The following is a 14,151-nucleotide window of genomic DNA, read 5'->3' as shown; positions in this document are numbered from 1 at the left end:
TAACATAAACTCCTTTTCTATAGATTAATAAGAGATAATTTCTCTCTTACTTATTTACGAGCATTATTTTTTCCAATAAAGAAAATGAATAATTTTACTTTATATTTATATGTATAATTTAGGTTATATACACAAATCCACGACCTGTGGATAAACTTTATAAACGTATGGGGAAAAACTTGTCCACAGATTACTAACAGTTGTGGATAATAAAAAATCGCATATTTCGTTTGAAAAAGTAAAACACAGATATCGTATCAAAAAAACGTAGTGATTACAAGATATTTTAAAGTTATCCACAATATTAAAATAATTAACAGTGAGAGTTGTCCACAGCATAGGAGTATGTTAAAAACATGTTCATAAGCTATGTGGATAATTTTTCTGTCGAAAATTGTTATTCACAGGAGTTTGGAAAAAAGCTATAAAGAATGTGGATAAGAATAAGAGAGAGGTTAGACTTGCGGTGTCTAAATAAATATTGACAAATATAGTATAGTTTTTATATAATATCGGAGACTGTCTAAGGAACATTTTAAAGATGATCACTCAGGAGGTGTCATATAGATGAAACGTACATTCCAACCAAATAGCCGTAAAAGAGCAAAAAATCACGGTTTCCGCGCACGTATGAGTACTAAGAACGGTCGCCGCGTAATAGCAGCACGTCGTGCAAAAGGAAGAAAAGTATTATCAGCATAATCATAAGTCCACTGACCAATTCAGTGGTCTTTTTTTTCTTTCAAAACGATTAGTTGGAGCAGGTGAATGGATGAATAAGAAACAACGTATTAAAAAAAATGCTGAATTCCAGCAAATTTTTAAAAAAGGCAAATCATTTGCGAACAGACAATTTGTTGTTTATAAGCTAGAAAATGAACATGACTTTTTTCGTATAGGGTTATCTGTCAGTAAAAAAGTTGGTAACGCAGTAGTTCGTAATCGTATTAAACGGTATATTCGCCAATCTTTTTTAGAGCTGAATGATTCAGTAGATACAAGCAAAGACTATATTATTATCGCCCGAAACTCGGCGGCCACATTAGATTTTCATGAAACGAAAAAGAGTCTGGAGCATGTTTTGAAAGTAGCAAAGGTTATAAAAAAGAAAAGCTAATGAAGTCTTTTCATTGAAGTGTTAAGATAGTGAAAGATAGAATGTATATTAATAGGGGGAAGAAGGTTGAAAAGAAAATTACCTTTACTATTATTATTAATAGTAATGACTGCTTTACTAGCGGGTTGTACGGAATTCAATGAGCCGATCTATAATACTTCGGAAGGCTTCTGGAATGAATACATCGTTTGGCCATTAGTGTCAGCCATAACGTTTTTTAAAGGAATTTTAGGAACGTATGGTTTGGGGATTATTGCTGTTACGATTATTATTCGATTAGTAATCTTACCATTAATGATCAAGCAAACAAAAAACTCTAAAGCAATGCAAGAGATACAGCCAGAGATGCTTAAGCTGAAAGAAAAATACAGTTCAAAAGATGCTGTAACACAACAAAAGTTCCAACAGGAAATGATGGCTTTATACAAAGATAGAAAGATTAACCCTGCTGCAGGATGTCTACCAGTCTTTATACAAATGCCAATCTTAATTGGTTTCTACCACGCAATTAGCCGAATGAATAATACTCCTGAGATTAATTTGGGAGATTTCTTGGGCTTTGCTTTAGCAGAACCGAGTATTATTCTTGCAGTATTAGCTGGTATTATGCAATTAATAGTGTTAAGAACTGGTCCAGCGATGGACAACCCTCAAATGAAGATCATGATGTATATAATGCCATTTATGATTATGGGATTTGGTATCGTATTACCAGCCGCATTAACATTGTATTGGGTAATCGGTAATATCATTTCTATAATCCAAAATTTATTCATTTATAAACCTTGGAACAAAGAAAAGAAAGTACCTGTTAAAGCAAAAACGGGAGGGGCCAAAAAATGAAGCAGATTACACAGACTGCACCTACGAAAGAGGAAGCTATAAACGTTGCACTAAAAAAACTTGAAGTATCGAGAGAAGATGTGTCAATTACCGTAGTGGAAGAAGGTAAAAAGGGCTTTTTAGGATTTGGAGCAAAGCCTGCAGTTGTTGAAGTAACTGTTTTAATAAAAGAAGAGCCTTCTAAGGAAGTTATTATTGAGGAACATGTAAAAGAGTCAATAACTGAAAAGACATTTCCGGATGAATCCTCTGTAAAAGAAGACATAAAGGAAATGATAGAATCCAGTGAGACACCAAGTAACGAAGAAGCGGTAGCAGAAACTATCCAATATATCAAAACTATCGCTAGGGAAATGGAAATAGAGGATTTAGTCATTACAGAAAAAAGAGAAGGCAAATTTATTTATCTCCACTTAAATAGTGAGAAAGCAGCATTGTTAATAGGGAAACGAGGTCAAACATTAAATGCTTTAGAAAAACTATCCCAATTAGTTGCTAACAAATTTTCTCAATCATTTATCCTTATAAAGCTAGATGTTGGTAATTACCGTGAAAGAAGACAAGAATCTTTAGAACAATTAGCAGAGCGTATGGCAGATAAAGCAGTACGTACAGGGCAACCAGTTGAATTTGAGCCTATGTCCTCATCGGAGAGAAAGATTATTCATAATGCTTTATCTTCGAGAGTAGATATAGAAACTTACTCAGTGGGAACTGAGCCAAACAGATATTTAGTTATAGAATCAATAAAATAAGCAAAACGGGTTTTAGCTTAATTACAAGCTGAAATCCGTTTTCTTCTTTTGAGTGCACGCTTTGTTCTTAAATACCACTCGGCAAAAGCTCTATACTATAAAGTCAAACTTTTATTTAAAGCGTAAAGGAAACCATTATGGAGGGATGTTTTATTGCATTTCATAGAGCGTCTATAATTTTTGTTAAATATGTATATAGTGAAGCGTAAACTCAAGCGTGTTGGGCAAAATATATTTTTAATAAGAAAAATAATATAATTTCCTGGAGTTAGCAAATAATTACTTGGAAGCGTGCTATTTTTGTTCACATAATTAAAAGTAACTATACTTCTGATTTAGGCTAAAATATGTTATTGTTATATGTTAGATAGTCATGTTCGTTTTAGTTATTCACATGTGGATAACTAAATGAGCAAGGAGGTGTACGTTGATGGAATTTGATACAATAGCTGCAATTTCTACTCCATTAGGAGAAGGAGCAATAGCTATAGTTAGACTTAGTGGGACAGAGGCGATTTCAATAGCAAATAAGGTTTTCCGTTCGCCAAATGGAAAAAACTTAGCAGAGCAGCCCTCACATACCATTCATTATGGACACTTAGTCGATCCAAAGACCAATGATGTAGTAGAAGAAGTCATGATCTCTCTTATGAAAGGTCCAAAGACGTTTACGAGAGAAGACGTAGTAGAGATAAATTGTCACGGTGGACTAGTTACAGTTAATAGAGTCCTCCAGTTAATACTTATAAATGGTGCACGGCTTGCGGAACCTGGTGAGTTTACAAAACGTGCTTTTTTAAATGGACGAATAGATCTGTCACAAGCTGAAGCAGTAATGGATTTAATAAGGGCGAAAACGGACAAAGCGATGAATGTGGCTTTAGGTCAAATGGACGGTCGTTTATCAAGGCTTATTAAGACATTAAGACAAGCCCTCCTTGAGACTTTAGCTCAAGTTGAGGTGAACATTGATTATCCAGAATATGACGATGTTGAAGAGATGACGCTTCCTATGATGATTGAAAAAGGAACCTGGGTGAAGGAAGAGATTGAAAAGCTATTAATTACTTCTTCCCAGGGGAAAATCCTAAGAGAAGGTCTTTCCACTGCTATTGTTGGAAGACCGAATGTAGGAAAATCATCTCTTTTAAATAGTTTAATTCAAGAAAATAAGGCAATTGTTACAGAAATAGCAGGAACTACAAGAGATATTATAGAAGAATATGTAAATGTACGTGGAGTCCCTTTGAAGTTGGTTGACACAGCGGGTATTCGAGAAACAGAGGATATAGTGGAACGGATTGGTGTAGAAAAATCACGCCAAGTTTTGAAAGAAGCAGATTTAATATTGCTTGTTTTAAATAACGCTGAACATCTATCCGACGAGGATAAAAGAATATTCGAGACTATTAAAGGAATGGATTATATTGTCATTATTAATAAGACAGATCTTCCTAATAAACTAAATTATGATGAAGTGAAGCAACTGGCAGGTGACAAGCGAGTAGTAACTACTTCTTTATTAAAAGAAGAGGGAATTGACGAGCTAGAAGAGTCAATATCATCCTTGTTCTTTGAAGGAAATATTGAAGTATCGGACATCACCTATGTATCTAACGCTCGCCATATTGCTTTGTTGAATTTAGCTAAATCCACGATTACCGATGCTATAGAAGCAGCACATAATCATGTGCCGGTAGACATGATACAAATAGATGTCACTAGAACATGGGAAATATTAGGGGAGATAATTGGGGATACAGTTGAAGAAAGTTTGATTGACCAATTATTTGCTCAATTTTGTTTAGGAAAATAAAAAACGAGAGGAAGTTACGAACATGCCAAACTTTGAAGCAGGCAAGTTCGATGTGATTGTTGTTGGAGCAGGGCATGCCGGTGTTGAAGCCGCTTTAGCCGCTGCCAAAATGGGTGCAAAAACCCTTGTTTTAACAATAAATCTTGATATGATTGCATTTATGCCATGTAATCCATCCATCGGAGGCCCTGCAAAAGGAATTGTTGTGCGTGAAATTGACGCATTAGGCGGCGCCATGGGTAAAGTGATAGATAGAACTCACATTCAAATGAGAATGTTGAATACAGGAAAGGGGCCAGCTGTTCGTGCACTTAGAGCACAAGCAGATAAGGTTCTATACCAAAATGAGATGAAAAGACTGCTTGAGGAACAAGATAATCTTACAGTCCATCAAGCAGTTGTCGAAGAGCTTCTAGTAGAAGATGAAAAAATTGTTGGTCTAATTACACAAGTAGGAGCAGTTTATCGTTCTGAAACTGTTGTAATTACTACTGGGACGTTTTTACGCGGTGAAATTATTATTGGGGATCTTAAATATTCTAGCGGACCAAATAACCAACAGCCGTCCATTAAACTAGCAGATAGCATTCGTGATTTAGGCTTTGATCTAGTACGTTTTAAAACGGGAACTCCACCGCGTGTAAATAGTAAAACAATAGATTATAGTAAAACAGAGATTCAGCCAGGAGATGATGTTCCTAGAGCATTCAGCTTTGAAACTACTGAATTTATTATGGATCAATTACCATGTTGGTTAACTTATACGAGCTCAGAAACACATCAAATTATTAACGATAACTTACATTTGTCTCCAATGTATTCTGGTATGATTAAAGGAACAGGTCCAAGATACTGTCCTTCCATTGAAGATAAAATTGTAAGATTTAATGATAAACCACGTCATCAAATTTTCCTTGAGCCTGAGGGACGAAACACGAGAGAAGTTTATGTGCAAGGTCTTTCGACAAGTCTTCCGGAGCACGTACAGCGTAGACTTTTGGCTTCAATTCCAGGGTTAGAAAATGCAGAAATGATGCGCGCAGGTTATGCAATTGAATATGATGCAATGGTACCAACGCAGCTATGGCCTACACTAGAAACCAAAAAAGTGAAAAACTTATATACAGCTGGACAAATTAATGGAACTTCCGGATATGAAGAAGCAGCAGCGCAAGGTTTAATGGCAGGAATTAACGCTGCGCTTAGAGTATTTAATAAGGAAGAGAGAGTACTTAGCCGCTCGGATGCCTATATTGGAGTTCTTATAGATGATTTAGTTACAAAAGGTACTAATGAGCCTTATCGTTTATTGACTTCAAGAGCGGAATATCGCTTATTGTTACGCCATGACAATGCAGATTTAAGATTGTTAGAAATTGGATATAATATTGGCTTAGTGCCAGAAGAGCGGTATAATAAATTCTTAGAGAAAAAGAAAAGAATTGAAGAAGAACTTAAACGTTTACGTTCGATTATTATAAAACCAAATGAGGATACTCAAGAGGTTATTCGTAATGCTGGTGGAAGTGAGCTAAAAGATGGTATTCGAGCTTCCGATTTACTAAAAAGAACAGAAATGAATTATGACTTAGTTGCACAGCTTGTTCCCCTAGAAGTAGAGCTTAACGAAGAAGAAAAGGAACAAATTGAAATACAAGTTAAATACGAAGGTTATATAGAAAAATCTCTTCAACAAGTAGAAAAGCTTAAAAAAATGGAGAATAAAAAAATCCCTGATCAAATTGATTACAATGCAATCTCCGGACTAGCAACTGAAGCAAAACAAAAGTTAATGCAAGTTAGACCACTATCAATTGCACAAGCATCTCGTATTTCAGGAGTAAACCCAGCGGATATTTCTATTCTACTTATTTACATTGAGCAAGGTAAAATAGCTAAAATTACTGGATAGTCTTAAACAATGAGGAGAACAACATGAACGAAGAACAATTTAAAAAAGCCCTCTCTGAAAAGGGAATTGAGCTAACGGAAGTACAGTTAGGACAATTTAGAAAATACTTTGAATTACTTGTGGAATGGAACGAGAAAATGAATTTAACAGCTATTACAGATGAACCATCTGTATATTTAAAACATTTTTTTGATTCTATAAGTGCTTCTTTTTATGAGGATTTTAATGGTTCCTTTACTGTATGTGATGTTGGAGCAGGGGCAGGGTTTCCAAGTATTCCATTGAAAATTTGTTTTCCAAATCTTAAAGTGACAATTGTTGATTCCTTAAATAAGAGAATTCAATTTTTAACTCATTTAAGCAAGGAATTAAATTTAAAGGATGTACATTTTGTTCATGCTCGTGCTGAGGAATTTGGACAAAATAAGGATTATAGAGAGCAATATGATCTTGTTACCGCTAGAGCGGTAGCAAGACTCTCTGTACTTTCAGAGCTATGTATTCCACTTGTAAAAGTTGGAGGAAAATTTATAGCAATGAAAGCTGCAAGTGCATTAGATGAATTAAATGATGCACAAAGAGCTATTAATATATTAGGCTCTGAAAAAAGTGCGGAGTATTCTTTTCTATTACCGATAGAAAATAGTGAGAGAACGTTATATGTCTTTTCTAAAATTAAAAGCACACCGAAAAGATACCCTCGAAAACCAGGTATACCAAATAAGACTCCTATTATTTAATGAGGAACGTTCCACGTGAAACATTATTAAATTATTTTCTTTATCGAGAACATAAGTAAAGAGTATCTAAAAGGTGGTGCTAGTTAGATGAAAAGTCCTTTCTCACGTTTTTTCGGAGGTTCTGAAAAGCAAGGACAAGATCCAGTCGTTGAGGCTACGCAGACTAATAACGAAGAAGTAGTACATGTAGCCATAGAGAAGATAGTTCCTAATAGGTTTCAGCCTAGGACTGTTTTTGATGATGCAAAAATAGAAGAGCTGGCACGTACAATTCATACACACGGAGTAATTCAACCTATTGTCATTCGAAAAATGGAAGATAATAAGTATGAAATAATAGCAGGTGAACGCCGTTTCCGTGCGATGTCCAAGTTGAAATGGACAGAGGTACCTGCCATTGTACGTAATTTAAGTGATAAAGAGACAGCATCTATTGCATTGATTGAAAACCTTCAAAGAGAAGAACTGACTGCAATAGAAGAAGCTGTGGCATATCAGAAACTATTAAAGCTACATGAGTTAACGCAAGAGGCGCTAGCTCAAAGGTTAGGCAAGGGTCAATCTACCGTTGCCAATAAATTGCGCTTGCTAAAATTACCTAAAGAGATCCAACAAGCAATAATGGATAAAAGGTTATCTGAAAGACATGCTAGGTCCCTCATGCAAGTGAAGGATGAAGAAGTACAAATCAAGTTAATGAACGAATCTATTGAACAGCAATGGAACGTGAAGCAACTAGAAGAAAAAGTGAATGAAATTGTTAATCCTCCTGTAAAAGAGGAAAAGAATGCTTCAAAGCCTAAAAGAAAAGCGATTAGTAAAGACGTGCGTATTGCTTTAAATACAATTAAGCAATCACTTAGTATGGTGACTAAAAGCGGAATCAATTTAAAAACAGAAGAAGAAGACACGGAAGATTTTTATCAAATTACAGTAAGAATTCCTAAGAAGAAATCATAAATAGAAATTATACTATATTTATTTTTATATTAAACTCTCACTATTTTGTGAGAGTTTTTCTTTTAATACAATAATAACATTCATTTTTCTGTAAAATTTGATAGAATGGTAGAGAGTTGTTTTTATTTTTATGAAAGTAGGTGCAAGAGTGGGAAGAATTATTGCAATAGCCAACCAAAAAGGTGGTGTAGGTAAGACTACTACATCAGTGAACCTCAGTGCCTGCCTTGCATACTTGGGCAAGAAGGTTTTGTTGGTGGACATTGATCCTCAAGGAAATGCTTCTAGTGGAGTTGGAGTTAATAAAGGCGATGTAAATCAATGTATTTATGATGTGTTAATAGATGATGTAAGTGTGAAAGATACTATTTTAGAAACGAAAGTAGAGAATTTACATATAGTTCCTGCTACCATTTCTTTAGCTGGTGCAGAAATAGAACTAGTATCTACCATTTCCAGAGAAGTACGATTAAAAAAAGCGCTTCAGGAAGTACAAGCTGACTATGATTTTATTATTATAGATTGTCCTCCTTCACTTGGTCTATTAACAATTAATTCGCTTACTGCTGCTGATGCTATTATTATTCCAGTACAGTGTGAATTTTACGCATTAGAAGGATTAAGTCAGTTATTAAGCACCATTAGATTGGTTCAAAAACATTTAAACAAAACTCTAGCAATTGATGGAGTATTATTAACAATGTTTGATGCAAGAACTAATTTAGGTATACAAGTTATTGAAGAAGTTAAAAAATATTTTCAAGATAAAGTTTATAAATCTATTATTCCAAGAAATGTTCGTTTAAGTGAAGCGCCAAGTCATGGGGAGCCAATTATTATTTATGATCCAAAGTCAAGAGGGGCAGAAGTGTATTTAGAACTTGCGAAGGAAGTGATTCGTCATGGCTAAAGGGCTAGGAAAGGGAATTAACGCTCTTTTTCCCGGAGAAGATACTAAACCAGAAGAAAAGGTAGAGCAGATCACTATAGCTGATATTAGACCGAACCCATATCAACCTAGAAAAATATTTGATGATGAAGCATTAATAGAGTTATCTGAATCTATTAAAGAACATGGTGTCCTGCAACCTATTATAGTTAGAAAAAAGGGTTCTAAGTTTGAGATAGTGGTTGGTGAGCGTAGATTTAGAGCCTCAAAGAAAGTTCATTTAGAAGAAATTCCGGCTGTTATTAGAGACTTTAACGATCAACAAATGATGGAGCTTGCGATTCTAGAAAACCTACAAAGAGAAGATTTGACTCCGATAGAAGAAGCAGAGGCTTATCAAAATCTAATGGAAAACCTAGGATTAACCCAAGAACAATTAGCCTTTAGACTAGGGAAAAGTAGACCGCACATCGCAAATCATATTCGTTTACTTTCTTTACCTGAAATAGTTAGAAATGCGGTTTCCGAAGGTAAGCTTTCCATGGGACATGGTAAAGCATTATTAGGTTTAAAAAAGAAAAAAAATATACCTTTAATTATGCAAAAGACTATTAAAGAGAATCTCAATGTAAGGCAATTAGAAACGTTAGTCCAAAGATTAAATGAAAATGTTCCACGTGAAACAAAAAAGGTAGAAAAGGATATTTTTACTTTGGAAAAGGAATCTGAACTAAGAGAGTTTTTTGGAACAGCAGTAAAGATTACGAAGAATGAAGAAAAAGAAAAGGGTAAAATAGAAATTGAATTTTACTCTAAAGATGATTTAGAAAGAATTTTGAAACTGCTTGAGGATTAAAAATGACCTATTTCTGGGGCAACCTGGAGATAGGTTATATTTTTAGGATGAAAAGAGGATAAGTAATGGTATTATTCGGGGCATTGATCAATGCATTACTAATTATAATTGGTTCACTAATTGGTCGACTTTTAAAGGGAATTCCAGAAAATATGAAACAAACCGTTATGTATGCTATTGGTATAGTTGTTATAGTAATGGGTGTTCAAATGGGATTGGAAAGTAGTAATTTCGTAATTATCATTATCTGTATCGTCCTTGGAGCAGTAGTTGGAGAATGGATTGACATAGATAAGTGGATTAACAGGCTCGGCCAAATGATAGAACTAAAATTTGGTTCTAAAAAACAGGATGGAAGTATTGCCCAAGGATTTGTTACAAGTACTTTAATCTTTGTTATCGGAGCTATGGGAGTTTTAGGCGCTTTAAATAGTGGTCTGCAAAATGATCATGATTTGTTAGTAAGTAAAGGAATCATAGATGGTTTTACCGCAGTTATTCTTTCTGCAACTTTAGGAATAGGAGTTATACTGTCATCAATTCCCGTTGTAGTATATCAAGGAGCAATCGCGTTGTTAGCTACTCAAATAACAAGATTAGTACCAGAAGCTGCACTTGAAATGTTTCTTCAGGAAATGACAGCTGCTGGTGGAATTATGATTATAGGAATTGGGACGAATTTATTAGGACTGACTAAAATTAGAGTCGCAAATCTATTGCCTTGTTTAGTTTTTGTTGGTATTGTAGTTGCTATTATTTTTTAAATTATATCTATGCCAAGCAAGGAGGAGGGAACGAGAAATTACTTTTCCCATCTCAAAAGTAAGGTTTAGACGTGTGCTTTGCAATACATTATATTCCATGAAACCACCTATGTTAACAATTGCTTTAATAGAAATTTCTCCAATGGGAGGTAAGTCTTTTTTTACAGCTTTACCTGGATAAAGAGGTCCGGGGTGGATAATTATTTCACCGATGTTATTCGCATTTCCTAAGCAGGCATCAATTGCAACGATAAAAGGCTTATCCGGTGAGTCATAAAGGGTATTGGTAGTTTCCTCTAAATTTAATGCATGAAGGGGATTATCCAATGTCCCTACAATTTCAAAAGGAAAAGAAACGAGCTGAGTTAAAAAAGAGCCGGTCATTGGCCCCAAGGCATCTCCAGTAGAGCGATCTGTACCAATACAACAAAAAACAAGATTTGTATGATCAAAAGGAATATATTCTAAAAAGTAATTGCTTAATCGCCAAATAACGCCAGTTTCTTTATAATAGATAGTGGAGACTTGAGGGATCGAGTTGAGTTGAGAAGTCATATATATATAAACTCGCTTTCTTTTTTTAAATTAGTATATGCCTTGAAGAAAATATTTATTCAATGAGGTGAAGATTACAATGACTGCAATGTATCAACGAGTAGAAGCATACATACTAGATGAGAAAAATTGGATAGAACTTGGAAAAACATGTATAGAAATAATTTTCATCCTAATTCTTGCTGCAGTAGTTATTAGAGTTGGTAAAACTATTATTAATAGAGTATTAACAGTAAGACAAAGAAGTCCTTTACGATATTCAGAGAGAAGACAGAATACATTAATAAGATTATTAGAAAATATTTTAACTTACGCTGTATATTTCACAGTAATAATAGCTGTTTTATCATCCTTTGGTATTCAAGTAGCTGGGTTAATTGCAGGAGCGGGAGTGATAGGCTTAGCGATAGGATTTGGGGCACAAAGCTTAGTAAAGGATGTTATTACTGGTTTTTTCATTGTATTTGAGGATCAGTTTGCTGTAGGGGATGAGGTACAAATCGGAACCTCCAGAGGTATGGTAGAAGAAATAGGTTTAAGGACAACTAAAGTTAAAAGCCCAATTGGGGAGCTTTTCATCATACCGAATGGGACAATATCTAACGTAGTTAACTATTCCGTTTTCAATACCATTGTTCTGATTGATATAAAGGTATCTTATGAATCAGATATTCAGGCAGTAGAGAAAATGTTGAGGGGTTTCTTGGGAAGTTTAAATACTAAGTATGAGGAGCTTGTGAAAGTTCCAGAGATATTAGGGGTGCAGGAAATATCATCAGATGATTTAGTGCTTAGAATTGGTGTAGAGACCATCCCAATAATGCAGGATGACATTGCAAGAAAAATTAGAAGAGACCTTAAGGAATTCTTAGAGCAATCTGGTGTAGATATTCCATATCCAATTGTCGTACGCAATGCAAAAAATGATGAGTAGGTGAGGTTAATGGAGAGAAAACAATTTCAATTGAATGACATTGTGGAGATGAAGAAACAACATCCATGTGGAACTAATCGCTGGAAGGTCATTCGATTAGGTGCAGACATTCGTATAAAATGTGAAGGATGCCAGCATAGCGTTATGATTCCGCGTGTAGAGTTTGAAAAGAAAATGAAAAAGGTGCTAGTTAAAGCAGAAGCAGAGTAAAGATAGACTTTTACCTTTAAAATAACTATAATAGACAGGTTAAAAGGAATCCGGTTAGTAAGAAAATTGAAGGGTTGTGACATATATGGCATTAACAGCAGGGATTGTCGGTTTACCAAATGTAGGGAAATCTACATTATTTAATGCAATAACAAAAGCAGGGGCTTTAGCTGCAAATTATCCGTTTGCGACAATTGATCCAAATGTGGGAATCGTTGAAGTACCAGATGCTCGTTTAGATAAATTAACAGAGTTAGTAGTTCCAAAGAAAACAGTACCGACTGCATTTGAATTTACAGATATTGCAGGTATTGTAGCAGGTGCTAGTAAAGGAGAAGGACTTGGAAACAAGTTTTTAGCACATATCCGTGAAGTAGATGCAATTTGTCAAGTTGTTCGTTGTTTTCAAGACGACAATATTACGCATGTTGCGGGCAAAGTGGATCCAATCTCTGACATAGAGGTTATTAATTTGGAATTAATCTTAGCGGATTTAGAAAGTGTGGATAAACGCTTATCTCGAGTAGCTAAGATGGCGAAACAAAAAGATAAAGAAGCAATGGTTGAAGAGCCAATTTTAACTCGTTTAAAAGAAGCATTTGAAGAAGGTAAGTCTGGTCGCTCAGTAGATTTTTCAGAGGATGAGTTGCGAGTTGTAAAAGGCCTTCACTTATTAACGATAAAACCAATGCTTTATGTAGCAAATGTATCTGAGGATGACATTATGGAATCAGAAGATAATGAGTATGTACAAAAAGTACGTGCATTTGCAGCAGAAGAGGGAGCTCAAGTTATAGTAGTATGTGCGAAAATTGAGGAAGAGATGGCAGCTTTAGAGGACGATGAGAAACAAATGTTCTTAGAAGAGCTAGGTATTCAAGAGTCTGGTTTAGATCAGCTTATTAAAGCTTCTTATTCTTTGCTTGGACTGGCTACTTACTTTACAGCAGGAGTCCAAGAGGTACGTGCTTGGACATTCCGTAAGGGTATGAAGGCACCACAATGTGCTGGAGTCATTCACTCTGACTTTGAAAAAGGCTTCATTCGTGCAGAAACAGTTGCATACGATGATTTGGTTGCTGCTGGTTCAATGTCCGGTGCTAAAGAAGCAGGGAAAGTTCGTTTAGAGGGTAAAGAGTATATTGTACAAGATGGGGACGTAATGTTATTCCGTTTCAACGTTTAAGTTGTATTGTATAAGCTTAATAGCAACTAAATTATAAAGTAAAAACCGGTCTGCTTATGCGGACCGGTTTTCTTCTATAACGTATAGGACTGGTAGAGCTGGGTCATCTTTAATAAGAATGTCATTAGGATACTTTCTCAATTCTCTATACATAGCAAAGTCGCCAGCTGCACCGGCTACTAACCATGCACCTAAAAGCACAAGGAGGGGAGATTCAATACCATAACCAAATAACATAGGGATAATTCCAGTTGTCCAAAAGGGAAGTAAGAGAGCTTTTTTCATCGATTTATTAGGAATGGGAATAGAGGTAGTTGCATAGGCAACCCCTAATTTAAGATTGACACCATAATCCATCTTGTTCCAGGGTACCTTTCCAAAGGCCCAAAACCCGATTAAATGGAATGCTTCATGTAACACAATTAACAGGAGATATCCTATAAGGAATAAGAAGATTCCTAAGAGACTAAAATTAATCTCAAATTCTTTATAAACTAAAATATATATTATTAAGCCTAATAAGGAAAAGACTATGGTCATCCATAAACTTTGCCAAGCTACCTTTTTAATATCAATCTCTATTATTGTTAGAATAGAATCTTTTTTCTCCAATA

At 35.1% G+C, this 14,151-nt stretch carries 16 protein-coding genes; 14 read left to right on the top strand and 2 right to left on the bottom strand.

Annotation, left to right across the window (positions count from 1 at the left end):
• The first annotated feature begins 567 nt into the window (after positions 1 to 567).
• From rpmH to MHB55_RS21355, 11 genes are all read left to right on the top strand, one after another.
• Positions 568 to 702: a 50S ribosomal protein L34 gene (gene rpmH, locus MHB55_RS21405; RefSeq protein WP_144540295.1), complete on the top strand. Its 135-nt coding sequence runs from the start codon at positions 568 to 570 to the stop codon at positions 700 to 702.
• A gap of 70 nt (positions 703 to 772) precedes the next feature.
• Positions 773 to 1,117 (top strand): ribonuclease P protein component, encoded by a 345-nt coding sequence (gene rnpA / locus MHB55_RS21400; protein WP_144540293.1) that lies wholly within the window; start codon positions 773 to 775, stop codon positions 1,115 to 1,117.
• A gap of 66 nt (positions 1,118 to 1,183) precedes the next feature.
• On the top strand, positions 1,184 to 1,960 hold the full coding sequence (gene yidC / locus MHB55_RS21395) for a membrane protein insertase YidC (RefSeq protein WP_144540291.1): 777 nt from the start codon (positions 1,184 to 1,186) through the stop codon (positions 1,958 to 1,960).
• On the top strand, positions 1,957 to 2,715 hold the full coding sequence (gene jag / locus MHB55_RS21390; RefSeq protein WP_340863944.1) for an RNA-binding cell elongation regulator Jag/EloR: 759 nt from the start codon (positions 1,957 to 1,959) through the stop codon (positions 2,713 to 2,715). The genes yidC and jag overlap by 4 nt, the downstream gene beginning before the upstream one ends.
• A 430-nt stretch (positions 2,716 to 3,145) precedes the next feature.
• Entirely contained in the window at positions 3,146 to 4,531 is a 1,386-nt protein-coding gene (gene mnmE, locus MHB55_RS21385) for a tRNA uridine-5-carboxymethylaminomethyl(34) synthesis GTPase MnmE (RefSeq protein WP_144540287.1), read from the top strand.
• Between the two features lie 22 nt (positions 4,532 to 4,553).
• A complete protein-coding gene (gene mnmG / locus MHB55_RS21380; protein WP_340863943.1) occupies positions 4,554 to 6,443 on the top strand; it encodes a tRNA uridine-5-carboxymethylaminomethyl(34) synthesis enzyme MnmG in 1,890 nt (629 codons plus the stop codon).
• Positions 6,444 to 6,466: 23 nt separating this feature from the next.
• Positions 6,467 to 7,183 carry a 16S rRNA (guanine(527)-N(7))-methyltransferase RsmG gene (rsmG, locus tag MHB55_RS21375; RefSeq protein WP_340863942.1) on the top strand — a complete coding sequence of 239 codons (717 nt, stop codon included), beginning with the start codon at positions 6,467 to 6,469 and terminating at the stop codon, positions 7,181 to 7,183.
• A gap of 87 nt (positions 7,184 to 7,270) precedes the next feature.
• A complete protein-coding gene (gene noc, locus MHB55_RS21370; RefSeq protein WP_144540281.1) occupies positions 7,271 to 8,143 on the top strand; it encodes a nucleoid occlusion protein in 873 nt (290 codons plus the stop codon).
• Between the two features lie 148 nt (positions 8,144 to 8,291).
• The gene (locus MHB55_RS21365; RefSeq protein ID WP_144540333.1) at positions 8,292 to 9,053 is read left to right on the top strand and encodes a ParA family protein; all 762 of its coding nucleotides are present in this window, start codon (positions 8,292 to 8,294) and stop codon (positions 9,051 to 9,053) included.
• A complete protein-coding gene (locus MHB55_RS21360; protein WP_340863941.1) occupies positions 9,046 to 9,888 on the top strand; it encodes a ParB/RepB/Spo0J family partition protein in 843 nt (280 codons plus the stop codon). The genes MHB55_RS21365 and MHB55_RS21360 overlap by 8 nt, the downstream gene beginning before the upstream one ends.
• A gap of 65 nt (positions 9,889 to 9,953) precedes the next feature.
• Positions 9,954 to 10,652: a DUF554 domain-containing protein gene (locus MHB55_RS21355; RefSeq protein ID WP_144540277.1), complete on the top strand. Its 699-nt coding sequence runs from the start codon at positions 9,954 to 9,956 to the stop codon at positions 10,650 to 10,652.
• On the opposite strand, the gene yyaC is transcribed toward MHB55_RS21355, so the two are convergent.
• A complete protein-coding gene (yyaC, locus tag MHB55_RS21350) occupies positions 10,614 to 11,207 on the bottom strand; it encodes a spore protease YyaC (protein ID WP_154311983.1) in 594 nt (197 codons plus the stop codon). The genes MHB55_RS21355 and yyaC overlap by 39 nt on opposite strands.
• Before the next feature lie 79 nt (positions 11,208 to 11,286).
• On the opposite strand from yyaC, the gene MHB55_RS21345 reads away from it, so the two are divergent.
• The 3 genes from MHB55_RS21345 (at position 11,287) to ychF (ending at position 13,537) form a co-directional block, all read left to right on the top strand.
• On the top strand, positions 11,287 to 12,141 hold the full coding sequence (locus MHB55_RS21345; RefSeq protein WP_340845138.1) for a mechanosensitive ion channel family protein: 855 nt from the start codon (positions 11,287 to 11,289) through the stop codon (positions 12,139 to 12,141).
• A 9-nt stretch (positions 12,142 to 12,150) separates the two neighbouring features.
• Positions 12,151 to 12,351 (top strand): DUF951 domain-containing protein, encoded by a 201-nt coding sequence (locus MHB55_RS21340; protein ID WP_144540271.1) that lies wholly within the window; start codon positions 12,151 to 12,153, stop codon positions 12,349 to 12,351.
• A gap of 85 nt (positions 12,352 to 12,436) precedes the next feature.
• A complete protein-coding gene (gene ychF / locus MHB55_RS21335; RefSeq protein WP_340845137.1) occupies positions 12,437 to 13,537 on the top strand; it encodes a redox-regulated ATPase YchF in 1,101 nt (366 codons plus the stop codon).
• Positions 13,538 to 13,591: 54 nt separating this feature from the next.
• Here the strand turns inward: ychF and MHB55_RS21330 are convergent, their stop codons facing one another.
• Positions 13,592 to 14,149 carry a DUF3267 domain-containing protein gene (locus MHB55_RS21330; RefSeq protein ID WP_340845136.1) on the bottom strand — a complete coding sequence of 186 codons (558 nt, stop codon included), beginning with the start codon at positions 14,147 to 14,149 and terminating at the stop codon, positions 13,592 to 13,594.
• Between the last annotated feature and the right edge of the window lie 2 nt (positions 14,150 to 14,151).

The organism is Psychrobacillus sp. FSL K6-1267 (assembly GCF_038003265.1).
Taxonomy (GTDB): Bacteria; Bacillota; Bacilli; order Bacillales_A; family Planococcaceae; genus Psychrobacillus; species Psychrobacillus faecigallinarum.
The sequence above is the reverse complement of the archived record's forward strand: the minus strand, read 5'-3'. Positions and strand labels throughout refer to the sequence as shown.

What these genes read in the sequence shown, in the direction of transcription:
- ychF (WP_340845137.1), top strand. Translation starts at nt 12,437, where the DNA reads ATGGCATTAACAGCAGGGATTGTCGGTTTACCAAATGTAGGGAAATCT.
- MHB55_RS21345 (WP_340845138.1), top strand. Translation starts at nt 11,287, where the DNA reads ATGACTGCAATGTATCAACGAGTAGAAGCATACATACTAGATGAGAAA.
- rnpA (WP_144540293.1), top strand. Translation starts at nt 773, where the DNA reads ATGAATAAGAAACAACGTATTAAAAAAAATGCTGAATTCCAGCAAATT.
- MHB55_RS21340 (WP_144540271.1), top strand. Translation starts at nt 12,151, where the DNA reads ATGGAGAGAAAACAATTTCAATTGAATGACATTGTGGAGATGAAGAAA.
- rpmH (WP_144540295.1), top strand. Translation starts at nt 568, where the DNA reads ATGAAACGTACATTCCAACCAAATAGCCGTAAAAGAGCAAAAAATCAC.
- jag (WP_340863944.1), top strand. Translation starts at nt 1,957, where the DNA reads ATGAAGCAGATTACACAGACTGCACCTACGAAAGAGGAAGCTATAAAC.
- rsmG (WP_340863942.1), top strand. Translation starts at nt 6,467, where the DNA reads ATGAACGAAGAACAATTTAAAAAAGCCCTCTCTGAAAAGGGAATTGAG.
- mnmG (WP_340863943.1), top strand. Translation starts at nt 4,554, where the DNA reads ATGCCAAACTTTGAAGCAGGCAAGTTCGATGTGATTGTTGTTGGAGCA.
- MHB55_RS21360 (WP_340863941.1), top strand. Translation starts at nt 9,046, where the DNA reads ATGGCTAAAGGGCTAGGAAAGGGAATTAACGCTCTTTTTCCCGGAGAA.
- noc (WP_144540281.1), top strand. Translation starts at nt 7,271, where the DNA reads ATGAAAAGTCCTTTCTCACGTTTTTTCGGAGGTTCTGAAAAGCAAGGA.
- yyaC (WP_154311983.1), bottom strand. Translation starts at nt 11,207, where the DNA reads ATGACTTCTCAACTCAACTCGATCCCTCAAGTCTCCACTATCTATTAT.
- MHB55_RS21355 (WP_144540277.1), top strand. Translation starts at nt 9,954, where the DNA reads ATGGTATTATTCGGGGCATTGATCAATGCATTACTAATTATAATTGGT.
- mnmE (WP_144540287.1), top strand. Translation starts at nt 3,146, where the DNA reads ATGGAATTTGATACAATAGCTGCAATTTCTACTCCATTAGGAGAAGGA.